Origin of the sequence: Streptomyces avicenniae (genome assembly GCF_000719135.1) — a bacterium.
Taxonomy (GTDB): Bacteria; Actinomycetota; Actinomycetes; order Streptomycetales; family Streptomycetaceae; genus Streptomyces; species Streptomyces avicenniae.
Map to the genome: position 1 here is coordinate 27,090 of NZ_JOEK01000001.1, position 14,836 is coordinate 41,925.

Here is a 14,836-nt window from a genome sequence, read left to right on the forward strand (position 1 = left end):
TCGCCGCATGAGCGCCGCCATCGAGATCCACACCGGTGTCACTGCCGCGGGCGTCCCCTTCGCCGCCCTGCCGCCGTCCGTCCCGACCGCGGAGGAACGCCCGCCGCTGCTCGTCACCTGGCACCTGATGGATCCACCGCGGACCGAGGCCGCGTTCGCCGCGGCGCTGCCGCTGCGCGGCGTGCCCGCCTGGCGGGTGCACCTCGGCATGCCGTGGTGCGGCGCGCGGCAGTTGCCGGGCGGGGACGCGGAGGTGGTGGAGCGGGTGCGGCGCGACGCCGTGCACGGCTACCTGGAGCCGGTGGTGGACCAGGCGGTGGACGAGTTCCCCGGCGCGCTGGCGGAGCTGCGGGAACGGTTCCCCGTCGCGGCGGGCGGGCCGATCGGTGTGGTCGGCGGCTCCCTGGGCGGCGCGGTGGCGCTGCGCGTCATGGCGGAGGGGCGGGTACGGGTCGGCGTGGGCGCGGTGGTGAACGCGGCGGTGCGGGCCCGTTCGATCGTCGGCCTGCTCGAAGGGGTGACCGGGCGGCCCTATCCGTGGACCGACGCCTCACGAGCGGTGGCCGGGCGGCTCGACTTCGTGGCACGCGCCGGTGACCTCGCGCGGGGGGAGACGCAGCCGCCGCTGCTCGTGGTCAGCGGCGCGCAGGACTACCCGGACCTGCGCACGGACGCCGCCGACCTCGTGGCCGCGCTGCGCGGCCGGTACGCCGACGAGGACCACGTCCAGCTGCTGACCGTGCCCGGTCTGGACCATCCGCTGGCCGAACCGCCGGGGGACGCCCCGGCGCCGCAACTGCCGACGGCCCGTGTGGTGGACGCGGCGATGACCGAATGGTTCGTCCGGCACCTGACGCCCGGGCGTCAGCGGAGCAGGTCGTCGGCGTAGCCGTCCACGGAGCGGCGGTAGCGGGTCAGGTGCGGGGAGAGCGTGCGCAGCAGGAGGGAGACCGCCTCGCGCTCGCGGCCCGCGTCGGTCAGCGACAGGGCGAGGAACGCGGCCAGCGCGTCGTCCAGGTCGTCCGAGGCGACCGCGCGTTCCGCCCGCAGCAGGCTGACGCTCTCCTCGGACCGGCCGAGGTTGCGCAGGGTGCTCGCGAGCTGGATGACGGCCTGCCGCCGCCGGGGGCCGTCGAGCCCGGCGGCCAGCGCGCGCCGGTAGAGGTGGGCCGCCTCCGACTCCTGGTCGGTCGCGTCCAGCGCGGAGGCCAGCTCGAACAGTCCGGCGGGGTCCTCGGGGGGGCGCGTGGCGACCAGGTCCTTCATCGCCGCGCGGAAGGCGGCCTCGTCCCAGGTGTCGAACTCGGCCCACAACCGGGCGACACGCCGCTCCCAGTCATCGTCGGTCGTGATCATCGCAGCATCCTCGCAGCTCTCCGACGGAGTGTCACCGGCCGATACCCCGGAAGTGGCAGTCGGCCAGGTGATCGTTGACCAGGCCGCAGGACTGCATCAGCGCGTGCGCGGTGGTCGGGCCGACGAAGCGCAGGCCCCGGCGGCGCAATTCCTTGGACAGCGCGGTGGACTCGGGGGTCGTGGCCGCGATGTCGCCGTTGCCGCGCGGCACGGGGCGCTCGGCCGGGTCGGGCGCGTACGACCAGATCAGCTCGGTCAGCTCCCCCGCGCGCCACCCGGCCAGGATCGCGGCGTTGCCGACGGTGGCCTCGATCTTGAGCCGGTTGCGGATGATGCCCGGGTCCTGGAGCAGCCGGGTGACGTCCTCCTCGGCGAAGGCGGCGACGCGCGCGGCGTCGAAGTCGGCGAACGCCGCGCGGAAGCCCTCGCGGCGGCGCAGGATCGTCAGCCAGGACAGTCCCGACTGGAACGCTTCGAGCGACATCCGCTCGAACAGCGCCCGGTCGCCCCGGACGGGCACCCCCCACTCGGTGTCGTGGTAGGCGCGGTAGTCGTCCGGCGCGATCCCCCACGGGCAGCGCAGCAGCCCGTCGGCGCCCGCCACCGCCAGTGTTTCGTCCATGCGTGCAGTCTGCCCGAGAGGACTGACAATTCAGGACGGACGGTCCGGCGGCGACGAGGGCGACTCGCGCAGGTACAGCGCGCCGCAGGTGTGGCAGTCCTGCTCGGTGGTGTGCCCCCACTCCTGCTCGGGCAGGTTCTTCGCGTCGGGCGTCAGCTCCCGGCCGCACAGCGCGGTGGTCGCGTCGCCTTCCCCCCTCACCATGTGCCACGTCTTCACGTCGGGCTCGCGGCCCTCGCCGCGCGTCTCCTCGACGTACTCGGCGCGCATCGTGTGCCGCATCACCGCACCTCCGCTTCCGTCTGCCGCTCCCCACCCATCGTCGTCCCGATCACGCCGCACGGCGATCCGGGCGGGGCGTTCCGGCGACGGCGGGCGGGCAGCCGGGCGGGACGTCCGTAATCCGCCAGCGGCGGGCCCGCGCCCGCCGGAGGGTGAGGCGTATGCACGACACGACTCGCCCCGCGCCGACGGAGGCCGCCGCACACCGCCCCATCGACCCGGGCATCCTCTACTTCGGCACGCCCGTGGTGCTGCTGTCCACGCTCAACGAGGACGGCACGGCCAACCTGGCGCCCTTCTCGTCCGTCTTCTGGCTCGGCCGCCGGGCCGTCCTGGGCATCGGGGCGCGCTCCACGACCGCGCGGAACCTGCTGCGCACCCGTGAGTGCGTGCTGAACCTGCCGTCCGACGACCTCGCGCCCGCCGTGGACCGCCTCGCGCTGACCACGGGGACCGATCCGGTGCCGCCGGGGAAGGCACGCCGGGGGTACCGGCACGTCCGGGACAAGTTCGCGCGCGCCGGGCTCGGCAGGACGCCGTCCGCGACGGTGGCCCCGCCCCGGGTGACCGAGTGCCCCGTGCACATGGAGGGCGAGGTCAGGGCGGTGCACCCGGTGGCGGAGGACGACGCGGCGGCGCGCGGCGGCGTGCTCGCGTTCGAGGTCCTGGTGACCCGGGTGCACGTCACCGACGCGCTCCGCCTGCCGGGCACCGCCGACCGGGTCGATCCGGACGCCTGGCGTCCGCTGATCATGAGCTTCCAGCACTTCTACGGCCTGGGACCGCGCCGTGGACCGTCCGCGCTGGCGACGATCCCCGAGGACCTGTACCGCTGAGCCGACACACGCGTGTGCCCCCCGCGGCAGGAGCCGCGGGGGGCACACGCGTCGTTCACGGCGGGGCGCCGTCAGCGTCGGGACGCGACGGTCACTCCTTGGCCAGGTTCGGGCCGCCACCGGCCGCCTGCTCCACCGGCGGGGCGTCCGGCAGCGCGGACTTCTCCTCGCCGCGGAAGGTGAAGGACTTGTCCTTCCCCTCGCCCTCGGTGTCCACGACCACGATGTAGCCGGGGCGCAGCTCGCCGAACAGGATCTTCTCGGACAGGATGTCCTCGATCTCCCGCTGGATCGTCCGGCGCAGCGGCCTGGCGCCGAGCACCGGGTCGTAGCCGCGCGTCGCGAGGAGCTGCTTGGCGTCCGTGCTCAGCTCGATGGCCATGTCACGGTCCTTCAGCCGGTCGTCCACCTGGGCGATCATCAGGTCCACGATCTGGATGATGTCGTCCTGCGTGAGCTGGTGGAAGACCACCGTGTCATCGACACGGTTCAGGAACTCGGGGCGGAAGTGCTGCTTCAGCTCGTCGTTGACCTTGGCCTTCATCCGGTCGTACCCGGTGGCGACGTCCCCTGCCACCGCGAAGCCCATGTTGAAGCCCTTGGAGATGTCGCGGGTGCCCAGGTTCGTCGTCATGATGATGACGGTGTTCTTGAAGTCCACGACACGGCCCTGGGAGTCGGTCAGGCGACCGTCCTCCAGGATCTGGAGCAGCGAGTTGAAGATGTCCGGGTGGGCCTTCTCGACCTCGTCGAACAGCACGACCGAGAACGGCTTGCGGCGCACCTTCTCCGTGAGCTGGCCGCCCTCCTCGTACCCGACGTAGCCGGGCGGGGAGCCGAACAGGCGGGAGACGGTGTGCTTCTCGCCGAACTCCGACATGTCCAGGGAGATCAGCGCGTCCTCGTCGCCGAAGAGGAACTCCGCCAGCGTCTTGGACAGCTCGGTCTTACCGACACCGGAGGGCCCGGCGAAGATGAACGAGCCACCGGGACGCTTCGGGTCCTTCAGACCGGCACGCGTGCGTCGGATGGCCTGCGAGAGCGCCTTGATGGCGTCCTGCTGGCCGATGACGCGCTTGTGCAGCTCGTCCTCCATGCGGAGCAGACGCGAGGACTCCTCCTCGGTCAGCTTGAAGACCGGGATGCCCGTGGACGCGGCGAGGACCTCGGCGATCAGTTCCTCGTCCACCTCCGCGACGACGTCCATGTCGCCGGACTTCCACTCCTTCTCCCGCTGGGCCTTCGCCGAGAGCAGTTGCTTCTCGTTGTCGCGCAGCGAGGCGGCCTTCTCGAAGTCCTGCGAGTCGATCGCGGACTCCTTCTCCCGGCGGACACCGGCGATCTTCTCGTCGAACTCGCGCAGGTCCGGCGGCGCGGTCATCCGGCGGATGCGCATCCGTGATCCGGCCTCGTCGATGAGGTCGATGGCCTTGTCGGGGAGGAAACGGTCCGAGATGTACCGGTCGGCCAGCTGGGCGGCGGCCACCAGCGCGGCGTCGGTGATGGAGACGCGGTGGTGCGCCTCGTACCGGTCGCGCAGGCCCTTCAGGATCTCGATGGTGTGCGGCAGCGACGGCTCCGCGACCTGGATCGGCTGGAAGCGGCGTTCGAGGGCCGCGTCCTTCTCCAGGTACTTGCGGTACTCGTCGAGCGTCGTCGCACCGATGGTCTGGAGTTCGCCGCGGGCCAGCATCGGCTTGAGGATGCTGGCGGCGTCGATCGCGCCCTCGGCCGCGCCCGCGCCCACCAGGGTGTGCAGCTCGTCGATGAACAGGATGATGTCGCCGCGGGTGCGGATCTCCTTGAGCACCTTCTTCAGGCGCTCCTCGAAGTCACCGCGGTAGCGGGAACCGGCGACCAGGGCGCCCAGGTCCAGGGTGTAGAGGTGCTTGTCCTTGAGGGTCTCGGGCACCTCCCCCTTGACGATGGCCTGCGCCAGGCCCTCGACCACGGCGGTCTTGCCGACGCCGGGCTCACCGATCAGCACCGGGTTGTTCTTGGTGCGCCGGGAGAGCACCTGCATGACGCGCTCGATCTCCTTCTCGCGCCCGATGACCGGGTCGAGCTTGGACTCGCGCGCCGCCTGCGTCAGGTTGCGGCCGAACTGGTCGAGCACCAGCGAGGTGGACGGCGTCCCCTCGGACGGCGCGCCCGCGGTCGCGGCCTCCTTGCCGCCGGAGTACCCGGACAGCAGCTGGATGACCTGCTGGCGCACCCTGTTCAGATCGGCACCCAGCTTGACCAGGACCTGGGCGGCGACGCCCTCGCCCTCGCGGATCAGGCCGAGCAGGATGTGCTCCGTGCCGATGTAGTTGTGGCCGAGCTGGAGGGCCTCGCGGAGCGAGAGCTCCAGGACCTTCTTGGCCCGGGGAGTGAAGGGGATGTGGCCGGACGGCGCCTGCTGGCCCTGCCCGATGATCTCCTCCACCTGCTGGCGGACCGCCTCAAGCGAGATCCCGAGGCTCTCCAGGGCCTTAGCGGCGACACCCTCACCCTCGTGGATCAGGCCCAGGAGGATGTGCTCGGTGCCGATGTAGTTGTGGTTGAGCATCCGGGCTTCTTCCTGAGCCAGGACGACAACCCGCCGCGCGCGGTCGGTGAACCTCTCGAACATCGTTAATCGCTCCTCAGAGCGGTCAGGCAGTAAAGGGGTCGGTCCCCTCCCTGTCCTTCCGCAGCTTAGTCCCGCAACGGGGGACCGCTCATTCCAACTGTCTGCTCCTGTCCCCGGCGCCTTGCCCCGAACAGGCGACATCAGTTCCAACCCGATGGTGCGAGACGATGTTCCCGCAGGCCAGGTATTGGGCCTCGGAACAGCTACGCCGTCGGCGAACGTGTCCCCGGGCCCGCACCGGACCGGTTCTCACCGCCCCCTCACCCGTCGGTGTCCATCGTCCTGCATCGTCCTCATGGAACTGCCTACCCTTCAAGGCTGACACTCCATGCGGTGAGAGCCATGGACATCCGCTACAGGCGAACGGGAAAACCGTGTGCGACCGGAGGCGGACAGGGTGTAACTCTCCCGCACGCGGGCCCGTGGGCCCGTCAGGACACACGCCCGGGACGCGCCGTGAACGGCCCCGGGGGGCCGCCCGGGGTGGGCGGCCCCCCGGACAGGGACGTGGGCCGCAGACCCGTGACGGGTCGGCGCGACGGACCGGACGCTCAGACGCCGGCCTTCTGGTACGCCTCGCGGATGCTGGCGGGAACACGACCGCGGTCGTTGACCTCGTAGCCGTTCTCCTTGGCCCAGGCGCGGATCTTCGCCGTGTCCTCGCCCGACGCGCCTCCCGTGGCGGCGCGGCCACGGCTGCGGGCGGCACGGCTTCCACCGGCGCGGCGCCCCGCCTTCACATAGGGGTCGAGCGCGTCGCGGAGGCGATCGGCGTTTTCCGCATTGAGATCGATCTCGTACGTCTTGCCGTCGAGCGCGAACGTGACGGTCTCCTCCGCCTCGCCGCCGCTGAGGTCGTCGAGGAGAAGGACCTGAACCTTCTGTGCCACCGGGCTGCTCCTCTTCCATTTTGTCGCCGATGAATAACGTCGTTGCGTACCGAGGTGTAATCGAGTACCGCAGTGTAATCAAACAGCCATGGCCGGGAAAACACAAACCCCGGAGTGTGGATTAGCGGGACCCCCATAAGACACGCCGGGACGATCCGGACATAAGCCGCCGCCCGTGTTCTCGTGGAGATGCACTCTCAGAGATGCAGCAGCATCCGAGTGTTACCCAATGTGTTGGGCTTCACGCGTTCCAGTCCCAGGAACTCGGCGACGCCTTCGTCATAGGAACGGAGCAGCTCGCTGTAGACATCACCGGGGACCGGTGCATCGGCGATCTCCTTGAAGCCGTGGCGCGCGAAGAACTCCACTTCGAAGGTGAGGCAGAAAATACGCTGGACCCCCAGCCAGCGGGCCGTGCCCAGCAGCTTCTCCAGCACACGGTGGCCCACCGCGTGCCCGCGCAGCCGGGGATCGACCGCGAGTGTGCGCACTTCGGCGAGGTCGTCCCACATGACGTGCAAGGCGCCGCAGCCGACCACCTCGGCGTCGTGGTCGCGCTCGGCCACCCAGAACTCCTGAATGTCCTCGTAAAGCGTCACCGTCGCCTTGTCGAGCAGGATGCCGTCACGGGAGTAGCCGTCGATCAGCCGCCGGATCGAGGAGACATCTGTAGTCCTGGCGCGGCGCACAGTGACTTCTGTTGAGGTTTCCGACACATCCCGAGGCTAACCCGCGCTCTCTTCACGGGGTGCTTCGGGTCCATCACGGCGCTCTCCGACGACATCGACGACATCGACCACACGCAAGGCGTCACGCAATGCCTCGGTCTGGTCGGCGGACATCATCCCGAAGAAAGCCACGAGGGCCGCAGCCGCGTTGTCACTCTCGGCCCATGCGTCATTCATCAAAGCGGCCGAGTACGCGGCGCGTGTGGAGATCGCCTCATAGCGATAGGCACGGCCCTCCTGCTCGCGGCGGACCCAGCCCTTCTGATGCAGGTTGTCGAGGACGGTCATCACCGTCGTATAGGCGATCGAACGCTCCTCCCGCAGATCTTCGAGAACTTCTCGCACCGTGACGGGACGGTTCCACTCCCATACGCGGGTCATCACCGCGTCTTCCAGCTCTCCCAGTGGTCGAGGCACAGGGGAAGAATAACCAAGCCGCGACATAGCGGACACTTGCCGCAAGACGGGAGTCGCCGCCGCGGTGCGGCGGGGAGGGGCGGCCGGGCCCGTGGGGCGCGCGGGAGCCGCGGCGGGCACGCGGCGCGGCGCCGCCCGCGGCCGCGCCACGGGCGGCGCCGGAGGGGCCGCGGAAGCCGGAGGAGGTGCCGCTCAGCCGGTCGGCCGGTCGCCGTTCTCGGCGGCGGCGCGGCGCGCGAGGGCCGCGTCCACGGCGGCGTCCTCCTTGAACTTGTTGCTGCCACCCTGGGACCGGATGATCGTCACGATCAGCCAGGTGAAGCCCACGGCCATCACCACGGGTGGGAAGAGTGCGGCGACGTAGTCCACAACGATCGGCCTCCTAGGACGTGCCCGCCGGGTCCTGCCGGACGGGCCGCCCCCAGCCTACCGAGCGGCTGCCTATCGACCGCCTTGGGGTGAGTTCTCCCCACTCCTCCCGTCGCCCCCATCACGGCCGTCGCCGCCGCCGTCCTTGTTCCCCCCGTCGCGGTCGGCGGGTTCCTGGGGCACAGGACGGGCCGCCGGGCGGCGTCCGCCGCGCGGCGGGAAGACGTCCGCCGGGGTCGGCACCGGGCGTGGCGCCTGCGGCCGACGCTGCTGCTGCTCACCGTTCTCGTCCCCGTCACCTCGGGGGGCGGGGGAACCCTGGGACGTAGCCATGAACTGACATTAAGTGCTTAGCAGACAATTCGCAGCGATTGGGGCGTCGGCGGGCGTGTTCCCGGGCGGGGGGTCAGGACCGGGAGATGTTCCGCTCGTAGACCAGGCGCAGCCCGACGAGGGTCAGCCACGGCTCGTGCTCGTCGATCACCGTGGACTCCCGCAGCACCATCGGGGCGAGGCCGCCGGTGGCGATCACCGTGACGTCGTCCGGGTCGTCCGCCAGCTCGCGCGACATCCGCTCGACCACGCCGTCCACCTGGCCCGCGAAGCCGTACAGGATGCCGGACTGCATCGACTCCACGGTGTTCTTGCCGATCACATGGCGCGGCCTGGCCAGCTCGACCTTCCGCAGCTGCGCGCCGCGCATCCCCAGGGCCTCGACGGAGATCTCGATGCCGGGCGCGATGGCCCCGCCCGCGTACTCCCCGCGCGCCGAGACGGCGTCGTACGTCGTCGCCGTGCCGAAGTCCACGACGATGCACGGCCCGCCGTACAGCTCGACGGCCGCCACCGCGTTGATGATGCGGTCGGCGCCGACCTCCTTCGGGTTGTCGGTGAGGATCGGCACGCCCGTCTTGACGCCGGGCTCCACGAGGACGGCCGGGATGTCGCCGTAGTACCGCCGGGTGACCTCGCGCAGCTCGTGGAGGACGGACGGCACGGTCGAGCAGATGGCGATGCCGTCGATGCCGTCGCCCAGCTCGTCGCCGAGCAGGGGGTGCATGCCCATGAGGCCCTGGAGGAGCACGGCCAGCTCGTCCGCGGTGCGGCGGGCGTCCGTGGAGATGCGCCAGTGCTCGACGATCTCCTCGCCGTCGAAGAGGCCGAGGACCGTGTGCGTGTTGCCGACGTCGATGGTGAGCAGCATGGTCAGGCGTGCCTCTCGGGACGCAGGTCGAGACCGATGTCGAGGATGGGGGCCGAATGGGTGAGGCCGCCGACGGCGACGTAGTCCACGCCCGCCTCGGCGTACGCGCGGGCGCCGTCCAGGGTGAGGCCGCCCGACGACTCCAGCTCAGCGCGGCCCGCGACCAGCTCGACGGCGGCGCGCGTCTCCTCCGGCGTGAAGTTGTCGAGCAGGATGAGGTCGGCGCCCTCGGCGAGGACGGGCTCGATCTGGTCGAGGCGGTCCACCTCGACCTCGACGGGCACGCCGGGGAACTCCGCGCGGACCCGGCGGAACGCCTCGGCGACGCCGCCCGCCGCGATCACGTGGTTGTCCTTGACGAGCGCCGCGTCGGAGAGCGACATGCGGTGGTTGACGCCGCCGCCGCAGCGGACCGCGTACTTCTCCAGGGCGCGCAGGCCCGGCGTGGTCTTGCGGGTGTCGCGGACGCGGGTGCCCGTGCCGTCGAGGGCGTCGGCCCAGGCGCGGGTGGCGGTCGCGACGCCGGAGAGGTGGCACAGGAGGTTGAGGGCGCTGCGCTCGCCGGTCAGCAGGTCGCGGGTGCGGCTGGTGACGGTGAGCAGCACCTGCCCGGCCTCGACGCGGTCGCCGTCCGCCACGTGCCGCTCGACCTCGAACTCGGCCGTGCACACGACGGACAGGACGGCCTCGGCGATGTGCAGCCCGGCGACGGTCCCGGCCTGGCGGGCCGTGAAGTCGCCGACGGCGACGGCCTCCTCGGGGACGGTCGCGACCGTCGTGACGTCCACGCCGTTGTCGAGGTCCTCCTCGATGGCGAGGTGGGCGACGTCCTCGACGAGCACGGGGTCGAGCCCCGCGTCGGCGAGCAGCGCGGCCAGGTCGGGGTCGAGGCCGCACTCCATCGGGTCGTACTCCGCGTCGTGCCCGTCGCAGCAGGCGCAGCCCGCCCCGCAGCCGCCCGCGGGGCCGTCGTCGGTCGGCCGGGCGCCGAGGGGCAGCAGGGTCAGCTCCACGCGCTGCGGCGCCGGGGTCTGGGGGGTGGTCACGGGGTCGGGTCTCCTTGGTCGCTGCTCCGGTGCGGACGGGCCGTACGCGGGACGCTCACCGGTCGGTGCCGGGGGCGGGTGGTGCCGTGGGCGGGAAGGCGGTCGTGCGGGTGGTCGAGACGGTCAGGGCGGTGCCCCCGGGGGCCGGGGCGAGTGTGCCGACCAGGTGGCGTCGCCACCGTGCGTCGTCCCGCTCGGGGTGGTCCTCGCGCCAGTGGCAGCCGCGGGTCTCCGTGCGGTGCAGGGCGGCGGTCACGAGGACCCTGGCGACGAGATGCAGATTAGCCGTCTCCCAGGTGTCCGCGCCCGGTTCGGCCGGCTTGCGGTCGTCGTCCAGGGCGAGGGCGTCGAGGGCGCGGGCCGCCTCGGCGAGGCTGTCGGCGGAGCGCAGGACGCCGGCGCCCCTGGTCATGACGCGCTGGATGACGGTCCGCGCCTCGGGCGGCAGCAGGCCGGGGCCCGGGGCGGGGGGCGCGGTGACGGGCGCGGCGGCGCGCGGGAGGGGGCTCGACGTGAGGGCGGTGGCGATGCGCTCGGCGAAGACCAGCCCTTCGAGAAGGGAGTTGGACGCCAGGCGGTTGGCGCCGTGCACGCCGGTGCAGGCCGTCTCGCCGCACGCGTACAGGCCGGGCACGGTGGTGCGGCCCGCGAGGTCGGTGCGGACGCCGCCCGACGCGTAGTGCGCGGCGGGCGCGACGGGGATGAGGCCGGTCACCGGGTCGATGCCGTGGGCGCGGCAGGCGGCGAGGATCGTGGGGAAGCGGCGGGCCCACATGTCGGCGCCGAAGTGGCGGCCGTCGAGGTACATGTGCTCGGCGCCCTTCTCCTGCATGCGGCGGGTGATGGCCTTGGCGACGATGTCGCGCGGGGCCAGCTCGGCGAGTTCGTGCTGCCCGTGCAGGAAGCGGACGCCGTCGCCGTCCACGAGGTACGCGCCCTCGCCGCGCACGGCCTCGGAGATGAGCGGCTGCTGCCCCTCGGCGTCGGGGCCGAGCCACAGCACGGTGGGGTGGAACTGGACGAACTCCAGGTCGGAGACCTCGGCGCCCGCGCGCAGGGCGAGGGCGACGCCGTCGCCCGTGGAGACGGCCGGGTTGGTGGTGGCGGAGAAGATCTGGCCCATGCCGCCGGTGGCGAGCACCACGGCGGGGGCGTGGACGGCGCCGACGCCGTCGTGGCGCCCCTCGCCCATGACGTGCAGCGTCACCCCGGCGGTGCGGCCTTCGGCGTCCTTCAGGAGGTCGAGCGCGAGGGCGTTCTCGACGGTGGCGATCCCGGCGGCCCGCACGGCGGCGACGAGGGCGCGGGAGATCTCGGCGCCCGTCGCGTCGCCGCCCGCGTGGGCGATGCGGCGGCGGTGGTGGCCACCCTCGCGGGTGAGGGAGAGGCCGCCGTCCTCCGCCGTGTCGAAGCGGGCGCCGAGGCCGATGAGGCGGCGGACGGCGCCGGGGCCCTCGGTGACGAGGGCGGCGACGGCGGCCTCGTCGCACAGCTGGACGCCCGCGACGAGGGTGTCGGCGAGGTGCTGGTCGGGGGTGTCGCCCTCGCCGAGTGCGGCGGCGATGCCGCCCTGCGCCCAGCGCGTGGAGCCGTCGTCGAGCCGGGCCTTGGTGACGATGACGGTGCGCAGCCCGGCGGCGGCGCAGCGCAGGGCGACGGTGAGCCCGGCGACGCCCGAGCCGACGACGGCGACCTCGGCGTCGAGGGACCAGCCGGGCGCGGGGGCGGCCAGCGCGGCGGGGTGCGGTACGGGCGTGGTGACGGGTGCGGTGTTCACGCGGCGGCGCCCAGGGTCAGGCGGACGTTGTCGATCAGGCGGGTGGTGCCGACGCGGGCGGCGACGGCGAGGACGGCCTCGCCGGTGAACGCGGTGTCGCCGCCGTCGATCTCGGTGAAGTCGGCGGGGTCGATCAGCGCGAGGTAGCCGAGGGCGAGCGGCGGTTCGGCCCCGGCGGCGGCATCCAGGACGGCGCGGGCGGCGGCGAGGCGCGCGGCGGGTGGTCCCGTGGTGTCGCGGGCGGTGAACAGGGCGCGGGAGAGGGCGAGGGCGGTGGTGCGTCCGGCGGGCGTCAGGTAGCGGTTGCGGCTGGAGCGGGCGAGGCCGTCGTCGTCGCGCAGGGTCGGCACCGGCAGGATCTCGACGGGGAAGTCGAGGTCACGGACCATGCGGCGGACGAGGGCGAGCTGCTGCGCGTCCTTCTCGCCGAAGGTGGCGTAGTCGGGCGCGGTGAGGTGGAGCAGCTTGGCGACGACGGTCAGCATGCCGTCGAAGTGGCCTGGCCGCTCGGCGCCTTCGAAGCCCGCGCCCATGGGGCCCGCGGTGAGCGTGACGCGCGGGTGGCCGTCCGGGTACATCGTGGCGTCGTCGGGGGCGAAGACGAGGTCGGCGCCGCCCTCCTCTGCGAGCTTCACGTCCGCGTCGAGCTGGCGCGGGTAGCGGTCGAAGTCCTCGCCTGGGCCGAACTGGAGCGGGTTGACGTAGACGGTGACGACGAGCTGCCCCGCGGGTGACAGGCGTTGCCTGGCGGCGCGCATGTTGGCGAGGTGTCCCTCGTGCAGCGCGCCCATCGTCATGACCACGGCGCGGTCGGCGCCCGGGGTGTACAGCGCCCGCAGTGCGTCCGCGTCGCGGGCCACGGATATCGTCATCGCTCTCCTTCCTCGGCGCTGTCGGCGAGTACGTCGAGAAGCGCCTCGGCCAGCTCGGGTCTGAGCAGGCCGTGGTCGAGTGCACGGTCCGCCGTGACGCGGGCCATGGCGAGGTAGCCGGCGAGGGCGCCGGGGGAGTGCGCGCGCAGCTCGGCGACGTGGGCGGCGACCGTACCTGCGTCGCCGCGTGCGACGGGGCCGGTGAGGGCGGCGTCGCCGGAGCGCAGGGCGTTGTCGAGCGCGGCGCCGAGCAGGGGGCCGAGCATGCGGTCGGGGGCGGCGACACCGGCCTGCCGCAGCAGTTCGAGCGACTGGGCGACGAGGGTGACGAGGTGGTTCGCGCCGAGGGCGAGGGCGGCGTGGTAGAGCGGCCGGTCGCGCTCCTCGATCCACTCGGGCTCGCCGCCCATCTCGATGACCAACGCCTCGGCGGCCATGCGCAGTTCGGCGGGGGCGGTGACGCCGAAGGAGCAGCCCGCGAGCCGCTGCACGTCCACGGGTGTGCCGGTGAAGGTCATCACGGGGTGCAGCGCGAGCGGCAGGGCTCCGGCGCGCAGGGCGGGGTCGAGGACGCCGGTGCCGAAGCGTCCCGAGCAGTGCACGAGGAGCTGGCCCGGCCGGACGGCGCCGGTCTCGGCGAGGCCCGTGACCAGTCCTGGCAGGGCGTCGTCGGGGACGCTGAGCAGCACCAGGTCGGCGAGCGCGAGGACGTCGTCGGGGGCGACGAGGGGGACGCCGGGCAGCAGCGTCTCGGCCCGGCGGCGTGACGCGTCGGAGACGCCTGACGCGGCGACCGGCCGGTGTCCCGCCAGGGCGAGGGCGGCGGCCAGGGCGGGGCCCACGCGCCCGGCGCCGACGACGCCGACCGTGAGCCGCGCGGGGCGGTCGCGCGCCTCGGTGACCCGGGGTGCGTATCCGTCGGCGTTCACGGCGGGGCTGCCTCTTTCGTTCGCGTTCCGGTCCGTGTGTCGGTACCGGACGGTCCCTGCCATGCTACGGCGGGCGGGCGGCTCCCGGCCGCGCGCGGTGGCCGTCCGGGGCGCCCGCGCGGCGGCGGCCGTTCAGTGCCCGCCCGCGCGCACCAGCCCCGTCTCGTACGCGAGGACGACGGCCTGGACGCGGTCGCGCAGGCCGAGCTTGCCGAGGATGCGGCCGACGTGGGTCTTGACCGTCGCCTCCGAGACGAACAGCTGTGCGGCGATCTCCCCGTTGGACAGGCCCTGCGCGATGAGCATCAGGACCTCGCGCTCGCGGTCGGTGAGCAGGTCGATCTCGGGGTGGGGCGTGCCGGGCCCGGCCGGGAGGAGGTCCACGAAGCGGTCGAGGAGGCGGCGGGTGGTGGACGGCGCGACGACGGCGTCGCCGCTGTGGACGGCGCGGATGGCGCCGAGGAGTTCGTCGGGCGGGACGTCCTTCAGCATGAATCCGGCGGCGCCCGCCTTCAGCCCCGAGAAGGCGTACTCGTCGAGGTCGAAGGTCGTGAGGATGAGGACCTTGGGGTCGCCCGGGCCTCCGCCGCCCTCCTGGCAGATCCGGCGGGTGGCCTCGACGCCGTCGAGACGTGGCATGCGGACGTCCATGAGGACGACGTCCACGGCCGTGGAGCGCAGGACGTCCAGGGCCTCGGCGCCGTCGCCCGCCTCGGCCGTGACCTCCATGTCGGGCTGGGCGGAGAGCACCATCTTGAAGCCCGTCCGCAGGAGCGCCTGGTCGTCCACCAGCATCACTCTGATCGCCATCGGTCTCTTCCTCTCACCGGTGGAAACCGGTCGGTCGTCGGGCGGTCGAGTTCGGTCGTCTGTGCGCGGTCGGTGCGGGGCGGG

The 14,836-nt window shown here is 72.7% G+C and carries 16 protein-coding genes; 2 read left to right on the forward strand and 14 right to left on the reverse strand.

Going from position 1 to position 14,836, the window contains the following annotated elements:
• Nucleotides 1-7: 7 nt before the first annotated feature.
• The gene (locus tag IF27_RS00145; RefSeq protein ID WP_110945386.1) at nt 8-889 is read left to right on the forward strand and encodes an alpha/beta hydrolase family protein; all 882 of its coding nucleotides are present in this window, start codon (nt 8-10) and stop codon (nt 887-889) included.
• On the opposite strand, the gene IF27_RS00150 is transcribed toward IF27_RS00145, so the two are convergent.
• Genes IF27_RS00150 through IF27_RS00160 form a run of 3 tightly spaced genes read right to left on the reverse strand, consistent with a single transcriptional unit; the run spans nt 865 to nt 2,260 of the window.
• Nucleotides 865-1,356: a tetratricopeptide repeat protein gene (locus IF27_RS00150; protein ID WP_110945387.1), complete on the reverse strand. Its 492-nt coding sequence runs from the start codon at nt 1,354-1,356 to the stop codon at nt 865-867. The genes IF27_RS00145 and IF27_RS00150 overlap by 25 nt on opposite strands.
• A 31-nt stretch (nt 1,357-1,387) precedes the next feature.
• Complete coding sequence (locus IF27_RS00155) at nt 1,388-1,978, reverse strand: DNA-3-methyladenine glycosylase I (RefSeq protein ID WP_052847133.1); 591 nt, start codon at nt 1,976-1,978, stop codon at nt 1,388-1,390.
• A gap of 30 nt (nt 1,979-2,008) precedes the next feature.
• Nucleotides 2,009-2,260 carry a hypothetical protein gene (locus IF27_RS00160; protein WP_052847134.1) on the reverse strand — a complete coding sequence of 84 codons (252 nt, stop codon included), beginning with the start codon at nt 2,258-2,260 and terminating at the stop codon, nt 2,009-2,011.
• A 161-nt stretch (nt 2,261-2,421) separates the two neighbouring features.
• On the opposite strand from IF27_RS00160, the gene IF27_RS00165 reads away from it, so the two are divergent.
• Complete coding sequence (locus IF27_RS00165; RefSeq protein ID WP_052847135.1) at nt 2,422-3,096, forward strand: flavin reductase family protein; 675 nt, start codon at nt 2,422-2,424, stop codon at nt 3,094-3,096.
• A gap of 91 nt (nt 3,097-3,187) precedes the next feature.
• On the opposite strand, the gene IF27_RS00170 is transcribed toward IF27_RS00165, so the two are convergent.
• The 11 genes from IF27_RS00170 to IF27_RS00215 form a co-directional block, all read right to left on the reverse strand.
• Complete coding sequence (locus IF27_RS00170) at nt 3,188-5,710, reverse strand: ATP-dependent Clp protease ATP-binding subunit (RefSeq protein WP_052847136.1); 2,523 nt, start codon at nt 5,708-5,710, stop codon at nt 3,188-3,190.
• A gap of 551 nt (nt 5,711-6,261) precedes the next feature.
• Nucleotides 6,262-6,600 carry a histone-like nucleoid-structuring protein Lsr2 gene (locus IF27_RS00175; RefSeq protein ID WP_052847137.1) on the reverse strand — a complete coding sequence of 113 codons (339 nt, stop codon included), beginning with the start codon at nt 6,598-6,600 and terminating at the stop codon, nt 6,262-6,264.
• 197 nt (nt 6,601-6,797) lie between these two features.
• Nucleotides 6,798-7,316 carry an amino-acid N-acetyltransferase gene (locus IF27_RS00180; protein WP_052847138.1) on the reverse strand — a complete coding sequence of 173 codons (519 nt, stop codon included), beginning with the start codon at nt 7,314-7,316 and terminating at the stop codon, nt 6,798-6,800.
• 9 nt (nt 7,317-7,325) lie between these two features.
• Nucleotides 7,326-7,745, reverse strand: coding sequence for a BlaI/MecI/CopY family transcriptional regulator (locus tag IF27_RS00185; protein WP_110945388.1), 420 nt, complete (start codon nt 7,743-7,745; stop codon nt 7,326-7,328).
• Between the two features lie 192 nt (nt 7,746-7,937).
• Complete coding sequence (locus IF27_RS30710; protein ID WP_190232735.1) at nt 7,938-8,114, reverse strand: hypothetical protein; 177 nt, start codon at nt 8,112-8,114, stop codon at nt 7,938-7,940.
• A gap of 406 nt (nt 8,115-8,520) precedes the next feature.
• Nucleotides 8,521-9,318, reverse strand: coding sequence for a type III pantothenate kinase (locus IF27_RS00190; RefSeq protein ID WP_052847139.1), 798 nt, complete (start codon nt 9,316-9,318; stop codon nt 8,521-8,523).
• Nucleotides 9,319-9,320: 2 nt separating this feature from the next.
• Nucleotides 9,321-10,331: a carboxylating nicotinate-nucleotide diphosphorylase gene (nadC, locus tag IF27_RS00195; RefSeq protein ID WP_052847844.1), complete on the reverse strand. Its 1,011-nt coding sequence runs from the start codon at nt 10,329-10,331 to the stop codon at nt 9,321-9,323.
• Between the two features lie 88 nt (nt 10,332-10,419).
• A complete protein-coding gene (locus IF27_RS00200) occupies nt 10,420-12,141 on the reverse strand; it encodes an L-aspartate oxidase (protein ID WP_190232736.1) in 1,722 nt (573 codons plus the stop codon).
• Nucleotides 12,138-13,013: a pantoate--beta-alanine ligase gene (gene panC, locus IF27_RS00205; RefSeq protein WP_052847140.1), complete on the reverse strand. Its 876-nt coding sequence runs from the start codon at nt 13,011-13,013 to the stop codon at nt 12,138-12,140. Before panC ends, IF27_RS00200 begins: the two co-directional genes overlap by 4 nt.
• Nucleotides 13,010-13,942, reverse strand: coding sequence for a Rossmann-like and DUF2520 domain-containing protein (locus tag IF27_RS00210; protein ID WP_052847141.1), 933 nt, complete (start codon nt 13,940-13,942; stop codon nt 13,010-13,012). The genes panC and IF27_RS00210 overlap by 4 nt, the downstream gene beginning before the upstream one ends.
• A 132-nt stretch (nt 13,943-14,074) precedes the next feature.
• Entirely contained in the window at nt 14,075-14,752 is a 678-nt protein-coding gene (locus IF27_RS00215; protein ID WP_052847142.1) for a response regulator transcription factor, read from the reverse strand.
• Nucleotides 14,753-14,836 lie beyond the last annotated feature (84 nt).